The following is an 8356-nucleotide window of genomic DNA, read 5'->3' on the forward strand; positions in this document are numbered from 1 at the left end:
TGGTTATTCCGGCTTGATACCGGACGCCACGATGGCTTTGGCGAGGCGTTCGTTCTCACCGAGGATGGCCTTGTTGTAATCGGCAGGGCTGCTGCCGATGGGCTCGATGCCGGCGTTGTTCAGCGTGGTGATGACTTCCGGCATCCTGGCGATCTGGGCCATCTCGGCGCTGATGCGCTCTATCGCGCTCGCCGGCGTACCCGTGGCAGCCAGCACGCCCACGATGGGCGCGAAGTCAAACCCAGGAATGGTTTCCGCAATCGCCGGCACATTGGGCTCCTGGCTGGAGCGCTGGGCCGCATTGTTGGCCAGCAGCTTGACCTGCCCGCCTTTCACAAAACCGGCCAGGGACGGCAGCGCCGAAAACAGCACGTCGACCTGCCCACCGATCAGCGCCGGAACCGACTGGCCCGTGCCCTTGAACGGCACATGGGTGATTTGCAGGCCGAGCGATGCCTTCAGCGCCTCCATGGTCAGGTGGTGTGTGCTTCCGATACCTGAAGAGCCGTAGTTCAGGGTTCCCGGTTTGGCCTTGGCGAGCGCGATGAACTCCTGAAATGTATTGACCTGTACTTTGGGGTGAACCGCCAGGTACAGCGGCGCGCGAGCCGCGAGCGACACGGGCATGAAGTCACGTTTGAAGTCGTAACCCAGGCTTTTGTAGATGGCTGGGTTGATGGAGAACATCGAGCCGTCCGTCACCAGGAAGGTGTAGCCATCCTTGGGGGCGGTGGCCAGCGCCTGCGCGGCCACCACACCGTTGGCGCCCGGCCGGTTGTCGACCACCACCGACTGGCCAAGCTTGTCGCCCAGCCGCTGCGCAAAAATGCGGGCCACGGTATCAGGCAGGCCGCCGGCCGCGTAGGGCACCACGAACTTGATCGGGCGGTTGGGGTAGGCGCCCTGGGCGGCTGCAAACATCGGCAGCAAGGTGCCGGCTGCCAGCATGGCGCTGGCCCCTAGCAGATGAAGAAGATGGCGGCGCTGTTTCATGAAATGTCTCCTGATGATTTTTTAAAGTGTCATGGCGGAAAAGAAGCACAGAAGCAGAAAAAATGCCCTGTGTGGCGTCCTATGTGGAATAGGACGGCTCCAGCGCTGGCTCGCGGGAATCCCACACATAGGACGCCTGGTAGGCACGCCAGTCCGTCGTTTTCGGAACAATAGCCTGAAAAGCGACCACGCTGGGCGGAATACGGAGCTCGCCTGTGCCGATGGCGGCTTGCCCCGCCTGGAACGCGCTCACCGCCTCCAGCATCTGCTTGCGGAACTCCACCACCGCCATGTCGCTGGCGCCCAGGCGTTCGTGTGTTCTGTCGGCAATGGGGCCCATGGTCACCCACATGGCGATGTCCTGGTTGGGGAAACCTGTGATGCCGGTGAAATTGCCGGCCTTCATGGCTTCGCGATCCTGCCAGAAGTGGTTGGCACGGTTGCGCAGCGGCTGGTATTTTTCGTCCAGGTCGGCGCCCAGTTGCTGGCCCAGGAATTTGCGCCAGGCGCCGGTGTCAGGCGTCTGCGACGGATGGCCCCAGGCGATGAAATAGAACGCGGTGTTGGTATCGTCCATCGGCACGTTGATGTTGGCGACGTTGTACAGGTTGTTGGGCGGGATCAGCGCTGTGGCTGGCGCCACAAACACCGTCGATCGAATGTAGTCGTTGGCCGCCGCGTTCTTGATGGGTCGGCGTATGGCCGCATAACGAAAACCGTAGCCGCCGCGCTCCACCTGCATGCGCGGCGCCTTGTCGGTAGAGGGCCGCAGCCAGTTGGTATCCGTGGCCTCGGCGCCTTCCACGCGCGCCGGCACCATGTCTGAAGAATGCAGGCTGGAGCTGTGGGCCGAGTCGATCGCACCTTCCAGGATTTGCGCCCAGTTGCAGGGAATCAATGCTTTGGCAATCGTCACTTTCGTGTCGGCGGTGGGTGCCCAGGCTGGTGGCTCGAACTCCGGCTGGGTTTCTTTCGGGCCCATGTAAGCCCAGACAAAACCGCCCCACTCCTTCACCGTGTAAGCCAGGTGCTTGACCTTTTGCGCCATGCCGCTGGCGGCGGGCTCCGAGACCATTTCCAGGACATTGCCCTCCACGTCCATCTTCCAGCCGTGATAGAGGCAACGCAGGCCGCAGTCTTCGTTGCGGCCAAACACCAGCGAGACACGCCGGTGGGGGCAATATTCGTCCATCACGCCAACGCGGCCTTTGGTGTCGCGAAACACCACCAGGTCCTCCCCAAACACCCGCGCCTTGACAGGCGTGCCGTCAGGCTCACTGACTTCTTCGATCAGGCAGACCGGCGTCCAGTGACGGCGCATCAACTGGCCCATGGGAGCCTGACCCTCCACGCGGCACAACAGGTCATTTTCTTCAGCGGTCAACATCGCAAATATCCTTCACATCGGTTGCCAATTCATGGGCTCGCATGCAATCAAAAAAGCAGCTTGCAAATCCGGGGCAAGCGGATTATTCTTAGCACACTAAGAATATCGGACTTTTGATATTTGTCAACAACCGTGCGGAGACAACGATGAGCGTTAACCCTAGCGTCGCAGCAGGCAGCCCTGCCGCAGCCGCCACTGAGCCAGATTTTTTTAACCTGCGGGTTGTCCGGAAGGAAGCGGTTGCACAAGACATTTACCTGTTCGAGTTGCGTCATCCGGACGGCACGCCCCTGCCCGCCTTCACGCCCGGCTCGCACCTGACGGTTGAAGTGCCGAGCGGCGTGCGGCGCAACTATTCKCTGTGCAGCGACCCGGCCGACAACAGCGCCTGGCAGATCGCCGTCAAGCGTGATGAGCGCGGCCGTGGCGGCTCCGTCAGCATGGCCGATGACGTGCAAGCGGGGCAGTTGCTGTCGGTCAGCGCGCCGCGCAACAACTTCGAATTGGCAAGCCACGCCGCCGAGTCGATTTTCGTGGCGGGCGGCATCGGCATCACGCCGGTTTTGTCGATGATGCGCCACCTCAAGCGTGCGAACGCCGGCTTCAAGCTCTACTACTGCACGCGCGATGCGGGCAGCACGGCGTTCATCCATGAGCTGCAATCCGAGTTTTCTGGCCAGGTGCAGATTCACCACGACAACGGAGACATCGACCAGGCGCTGGACCTGTGGCCGGTGTTTGAAAAGCCCACCGCCGCGCACATTTACTGCTGCGGCCCCAAAGGCCTGATGGACAGCGTGGCCGACATGTCGGGCCACTGGCCTTCGGGTTCGGTGCATTTTGAAAGCTTCGGCGTCGACGCCAAGGTGTACGCCGACAACACGCCCTTTACCTTGCGCCTTCAAAAGAGCGGGAAGAACGTCGAGGTTAGTGCAGAACAAACCATTCTGGAGGCCTTGCGCGCCACGGGCCTGCGCGTGGCCAGCTCTTGCGAGAGCGGCACCTGCGGCACCTGCAAGACCCGCCTGCTGGCAGGCGAGGCCGAGCACCGCGACATGGTGCTGACCGACGAGGAAAAGGCCGACCACATCATGGTCTGCGTCTCACGGGCAAAATCGCCTGAACTGGTACTCGACTTATGACAAACCGCACACTGAAGATGGGCGTGGTGGGCCTGGGGCGGGCGTTCACGCTCATGCTGCCCACCTTTGTGCATGACAGCCGCGTCACGCTGGTGGGCGCGACCGACCCGATTGCCCAGGCCCGCGCACAGTTTGAAAAAGACTTCGCCGCGCCCAGCTACGAATCCATTGAAGCGCTGTGCGCCAACCCGGCCGTGGATGTGCTTTACATCGCATCGCCCCACCAGTTCCATGCGGAGCACGTGCGCCTGGCCGCCTCCTTCGGTAAACATGTGCTGGTGGAAAAACCGATGGCCCTGACGGTTGACGAATGCACCAGCATGATTGAAGCGACCCTCAGCGCTGGCACTCACCTTATCGTGGGCCACAGCCACAGCTTCAACACGCCGATACGGCGCACGCGCGAGCTTATCGACAGCGGCCGCTACGGCACGGTGAAGATGATCCACGCCATGAACTACACCGACTTTCTCTACCGGCCGCGCAGGCCGGAGGAACTCGACACGGCCGCCGGCGGTGGCGTGATCCACAGCCAGGCCACGCACCAGATAGACATCGTGCGACTGCTGGGCGGAGGCCTGGTGCGCAGCGTGCGCGCCCATACCGGCGCCTGGGATGCCGCCCGCCCCACCGAAGGTGCCTACAGCGCACTGGTCGAATTTGAAGACGGTGCATTCGCATCGGCCACCTACAGCGGCTACGGCCACTACGACTCGGACGAGTTGCTGGACAACGTTGGCGAAATGGGTCAGGCCAAAAACCCCAACGACTACGGCACCGCCCGAAAGCGTCTGCAAGGCGCCGCCAGTTCCACCGAAGAGGCTATGCTGAAAGCGGCCCGCAACTATGGCGGCAGCCAGTATTCCGCCGGCACCGCGCCGCCGCAGGAACTGCAAAACCAGCACTTCGGGCAACTCATCGTGAGCTGCGAAAAAGCTGATCTTCGCCCCGGTCCGACAGGCATCGCCATCTACGCTGACGGCGAAAAAACCTTCGAACCCCTTCCTGCCCCGACAGTCCCACGCCAGGAAGTGATCGACGAGCTCTTTGCCGCGGTGGTGGAGGGTCGCTCACCGGTGCATAGCGGCGAATGGGCCCGGGCCACCACGGCGGTGTGCCTGGCGCTGCTGGAGTCCGCGCGTACCGGGCGGGATTGCCGGCCGGGGTACCAAGTGCGTCACAATGCCGGTTCATGACCAACGACACCCAAAACATCATCCGGCACTGGCGTGAAGCCGTTCCCAATGACCGCCTGGCGCACCTGATCCGTGACGCTTCACGGGCCTTTCACAGGGCCTTGCAGGTACGGCTGGCGGAGCATGGCGTTCCCTTTGGCCACTGGACCTTCCTGCGCATCCTCTGGGAGTCGGACGGGCTGACGCAAAAGGAGCTCAGCGAGCGTGCCGGCGTGATGGAGCCCACCACCTTCATCGCGATGAAGGCCATGGAGTCGCTGGGCTACATCGTGCGCAAGCAGCTGCCCACCAACAAGAAAAACATGTACGTGCACCTGAGCGACAAGGGCCGGGCGCTCAAGAAGCTGCTGGTGCCTTTGGCCGAAGAAACCAACAACGTCAGCATTGAAGGCATTGCACCCGAAGACATCAAAACCACGCGCGCGGTGCTGCTTGCCATGATTGAAAACCTCGCAAAAGACGAGCTGCTGCAAACACCACCCGCAACGAAGCGCAAGGCTGCCGCAAAACCGGCCACGCAGTCCCCCTCGGCCACGCACAGCAAACGTGGTAAAAAAGCCGCGTCCTGAAACCCGCACGGCGTCCCTTCGTGAAGCCATCGCTCCCGCACCCGTTTCGCCGGGTATAGTCTGCCCATGTACACGCCTTTTTCAAGCCATGCGACAGCGCCAGCCCTGGTGGCCGATGACATGCGCCTGACAGGCGGCTTTRCCGCTCCCCCACCTGCCGCACCTCCGCGCAACGTGGTTGCTTCCGGCGCTTACCCGCCGGCCGCACACGTTCCCGGCTGAGTCCAAGCCGGTCCAGCTCTCCAGCCCTCGTTTGATTCAGCCACTGGCGCAGCCGCGCCACGTGCGCTCGCTGGAGCTTGTCCCTTTTTCGGCAGGTAATTTTCATGATTTCAAAAAACACGGCCTGGGCCACCTTCGGCCCGACTTCCCTTTTCGTCCTGATCTGGAGCAGCGGCGCGCTTTTCTCCAAACTCGGGCTGCAGCACGCCAGCCCCTTCGCCTTCCTCGGTTTACGGTTTGCCCTTGCGCTCAGCATTCTGCTGGCGCTCGGGCTGGCCGGGCGCCGCTGGCTGCCGGCGCCCGGCACACGCCTGCGCGTCGCGCTGACAGGCCTTCTGATGATCGGCAGCTATTCCATCTGCCATTTGCTGGCGCTGGACCACGGCCTCACACCCGGTGTACTGGCCACCGTGCTGGGCGTGCAGCCCATCCTGACGCTGGCACTGACGGAACGGCAGGCCTTTTCGCGCCGACGCCTGGCGGGCCTCGGCCTGGCTCTGGGCGGACTGGTGCTGGTGGTGTATGAAAGCATTGCGCGTGCGCACTTCACCGCAGCCGGAATGCTGTTTGCTTTTGGCGCCCTGGCATGCATGACACTGGGCGCCATCTTGCAAAAGTCAGTCGGGCAAGCGCCGCGCGAAGTGCTGCCGCTGCAGCTGGCCTGCAGCCTGTTGCTGTGCCTGCTCTTTGCGCCGTTTCAGCCGATGTCTGTTGATCTGAGCACCGGCTTCTGGGTGGCACTGGTGTGGATGGGGGTTGTCATGTCGGTAGTGGCAACGCTGCTGCTGTACCGCCTGATTCACGCGGGCAACCTGGTCAACGTCACCAGCCTGTTCTATCTGGTGCCTGCAGGCACGGCTGCACTGGACTACCTCGTGCTGGGCAACCGCCTGGCACCCTGGAGCCTGGTGGGCATGCTGGCGATCCTGCTGGGCCTGGTGCAGGTCTTCCGCAACCCTGTGCAGCCGTTGGCCGCACGCTGACCCTGAGAGTTACCGGGCGGCAGTGCAAAACCGCCGCCCGGCTACAGATCAAATCAGCTGGACACCCGTCTTGGCCTGCAAGACCTCGCGGGTTACGCCGGGCGCAAGTTCCACGACTTTGAGGCCTTCGGGCACCACGTCCATCACGGCCAGGTCGGTGATGATGCGGTCGACCACCCCCACGCCCGTCAGCGGCAGGGTGCACTTCGGCAGGATCTTCATGTCTTCGGTGCCGTCCTTCTTTTTGGCAACGTGTTCCATCAGGACGATCACGCGCTTGACGCCGGYCACCAGGTCCATGGCCCCGCCCATGCCCTTGACCATCTTGCCAGGGATCATCCAGTTGGCAAGGTCACCTTTTTCGCTGACCTGCATGGCGCCCAGGATGGACAAATTGATCTTGCCGCCGCGGATCATGGCGAAGCTTTCATGGCTGCCAAAGATGGATGAGCCCTTGATCGTCGTCACGGTTTGTTTGCCGGCGTTGATCACGTCGGCGTCCACCTGGTCTTCGGTCGGAAACGGGCCAATGCCCAGCATGCCGTTTTCCGACTGCAGCCACACTTCCTTGTCGCCTGTGAAGTTGGCCACCAGCGTCGGGATGCCGATGCCGAGGTTCACATAGAAACCATCTTCGAGTTCCTGGGCGGCACGTGCCGCCATCTGGTCTTGGGTCCAAGGCATATCAAACTCCCGCTTTCTCGGTAATGGTTCGCTTCTCAATACGTTTCTCGGGATTTGCATTGAGCACGATCCGATGCACATAGATCCCTGGCAGGTGGATGTCGTCGGGGGCGAGCTCGCCGACCTCAACGACTTTCTCCACTTCAACGATGCAAATCTTGCCGGCCATTGCGGCGGCCGGATTGAAATTGCGGGCCGTGAGGTTAAAGCGCAGGTTGCCGGACTTGTCGGCCACGTGCGCCTTGACCAGGGCCACGTCGGGCACCAGTGAACGTTCCATCACATAAGTTTCGCCGTCAAACTCGCGCAGCTCCTTGCCGTCGGCCACTTGCGTGCCCACGCCGGTCTTGGTGAAGAAGGCCGGAATGCCGGCACCGCCTGCACGCAGCTTTTCGGCCAACGTACCTTGCGGCGTGAAGTCCAGCTCCAGCTCGCCCGCCAGGTACTGGCGCTCAAACTCCTTGTTCTCGCCGACGTAGCTGGAAATCATTTTTTTGATCTGCCGCGTTTCCAGCAGCTTGCCCAGGCCGAAGCCGTCAACACCGGCGTTGTTGGAAATCACGGTGAGGTTCTTCACCCGGCTGTCGCGCAAGGCTTCGATCAGCGCCTCGGGAATGCCGCACAGGCCGAAACCGCCGACGGCCATCAACTGGCCGTCCTTGACGACGCCCTTGAGGGCTTCTGCGGCGGAAGGGAAAAGTTTTTTCACAAATAGTCTCCTTGAGTCGTGATGCAGGCAGGTGCCATCAGCAATCCATTACGATACTACTTATCAAGTTAGGTAGTTTTCCGTAAAGGTAAGTACTGTGGAAGTCGATTACCAGCTCGCATTCGATCTGGCACCGGTGGGACTGGTGCTGTCCCGCAACCGCTCCATTGTGGACTGCAACCAGCATTTGTGCGAGATGTTCGGCGCCACGCGCGAACAACTTGCCGGCCAGTCGTTCATGATTCTTTATCCCAGTGCGGACGAGTACGAGCGCATAGGCGCACGCATGATTCCGATCCTGAACGCCAAGGGCCTGTATTCCGACGACCGCATCATGAAGCGCGTGGATGGCCGCAACAAGGGTGAGACCTTCTGGTGCCACGTCACGGGGCGGGCGCTCAACCGAAGCGCACCGCACGAAGCCGGCATCTGGACTTTCGAGGACCTGAGCTCGCGCCGCCCCGTCACGGC

Annotated in this window: 10 protein-coding genes; 6 read left to right on the plus strand and 4 right to left on the minus strand. The window is 62.0% G+C overall.

Features of this window, described 5'->3' with window-relative positions; genetic code table 11:
* Positions 1 to 3: 3 nt before the first annotated feature.
* Both AC1D1X_RS09890 and AC1D1X_RS09895 read right to left on the minus strand, forming a co-directional pair.
* Complete coding sequence (locus AC1D1X_RS09890) at positions 4 to 993, minus strand: Bug family tripartite tricarboxylate transporter substrate binding protein (protein WP_477667835.1); 990 nt, start codon at positions 991 to 993, stop codon at positions 4 to 6.
* A gap of 79 nt (positions 994 to 1072) precedes the next feature.
* Positions 1073 to 2380, minus strand: a complete 1308-nt coding sequence (locus AC1D1X_RS09895; RefSeq protein WP_477667836.1) for a Rieske 2Fe-2S domain-containing protein — start codon at positions 2378 to 2380, stop codon at positions 1073 to 1075.
* A 146-nt stretch (positions 2381 to 2526) separates the two neighbouring features.
* Between AC1D1X_RS09895 and AC1D1X_RS09900 the strand changes: the two genes are divergently transcribed.
* From AC1D1X_RS09900 to AC1D1X_RS09920, 5 genes are all read left to right on the plus strand, one after another.
* On the plus strand, positions 2527 to 3522 hold the full coding sequence (locus tag AC1D1X_RS09900; RefSeq protein ID WP_477667837.1) for a PDR/VanB family oxidoreductase: 996 nt from the start codon (positions 2527 to 2529) through the stop codon (positions 3520 to 3522).
* On the plus strand, positions 3519 to 4718 hold the full coding sequence (locus tag AC1D1X_RS09905; protein ID WP_477667838.1) for a Gfo/Idh/MocA family protein: 1200 nt from the start codon (positions 3519 to 3521) through the stop codon (positions 4716 to 4718). The genes AC1D1X_RS09900 and AC1D1X_RS09905 overlap by 4 nt, the downstream gene beginning before the upstream one ends.
* A complete protein-coding gene (locus AC1D1X_RS09910; RefSeq protein WP_477667839.1) occupies positions 4715 to 5287 on the plus strand; it encodes a MarR family winged helix-turn-helix transcriptional regulator in 573 nt (190 codons plus the stop codon). The genes AC1D1X_RS09905 and AC1D1X_RS09910 overlap by 4 nt, the downstream gene beginning before the upstream one ends.
* Positions 5288 to 5353: 66 nt before the next feature.
* Positions 5354 to 5509, plus strand: a complete 156-nt coding sequence (locus AC1D1X_RS09915) for a hypothetical protein (protein WP_477698209.1) — start codon at positions 5354 to 5356, stop codon at positions 5507 to 5509.
* A gap of 104 nt (positions 5510 to 5613) precedes the next feature.
* Complete coding sequence (locus AC1D1X_RS09920; RefSeq protein ID WP_477667841.1) at positions 5614 to 6492, plus strand: DMT family transporter; 879 nt, start codon at positions 5614 to 5616, stop codon at positions 6490 to 6492.
* A gap of 48 nt (positions 6493 to 6540) precedes the next feature.
* Here AC1D1X_RS09920 and AC1D1X_RS09925 read toward each other — a convergent pair whose 3' ends face one another.
* A complete protein-coding gene (locus AC1D1X_RS09925; RefSeq protein ID WP_477698210.1) occupies positions 6541 to 7176 on the minus strand; it encodes a 3-oxoacid CoA-transferase subunit B in 636 nt (211 codons plus the stop codon).
* Between the two features lies 1 nt (position 7177).
* Complete coding sequence (locus AC1D1X_RS09930; protein WP_477667843.1) at positions 7178 to 7885, minus strand: CoA transferase subunit A; 708 nt, start codon at positions 7883 to 7885, stop codon at positions 7178 to 7180.
* 97 nt (positions 7886 to 7982) lie between these two features.
* Between AC1D1X_RS09930 and AC1D1X_RS09935 the strand changes: the two genes are divergently transcribed.
* Positions 7983 to 8356, plus strand: a 374-nt coding sequence (locus tag AC1D1X_RS09935; RefSeq protein ID WP_477698211.1) for a PAS domain-containing protein, incomplete at its 3' end; no start/stop codon positions are given.

The organism is Polaromonas sp. P1_G4, assembly GCF_056405475.1.

Coding starts and splice junctions, on each gene's coding strand:
- AC1D1X_RS09890 (WP_477667835.1), bottom strand. CDS start 993: ATGAAACAGCGCCGCCATCTTCTTCATCTGCTAGGGGCCAGCGCCATG.
- AC1D1X_RS09895 (WP_477667836.1), bottom strand. CDS start 2,380: ATGTTGACCGCTGAAGAAAATGACCTGTTGTGCCGCGTGGAGGGTCAG.
- AC1D1X_RS09905 (WP_477667838.1), top strand. CDS start 3,519: ATGACAAACCGCACACTGAAGATGGGCGTGGTGGGCCTGGGGCGGGCG.
- AC1D1X_RS09910 (WP_477667839.1), top strand. CDS start 4,715: ATGACCAACGACACCCAAAACATCATCCGGCACTGGCGTGAAGCCGTT.
- AC1D1X_RS09920 (WP_477667841.1), top strand. CDS start 5,614: ATGATTTCAAAAAACACGGCCTGGGCCACCTTCGGCCCGACTTCCCTT.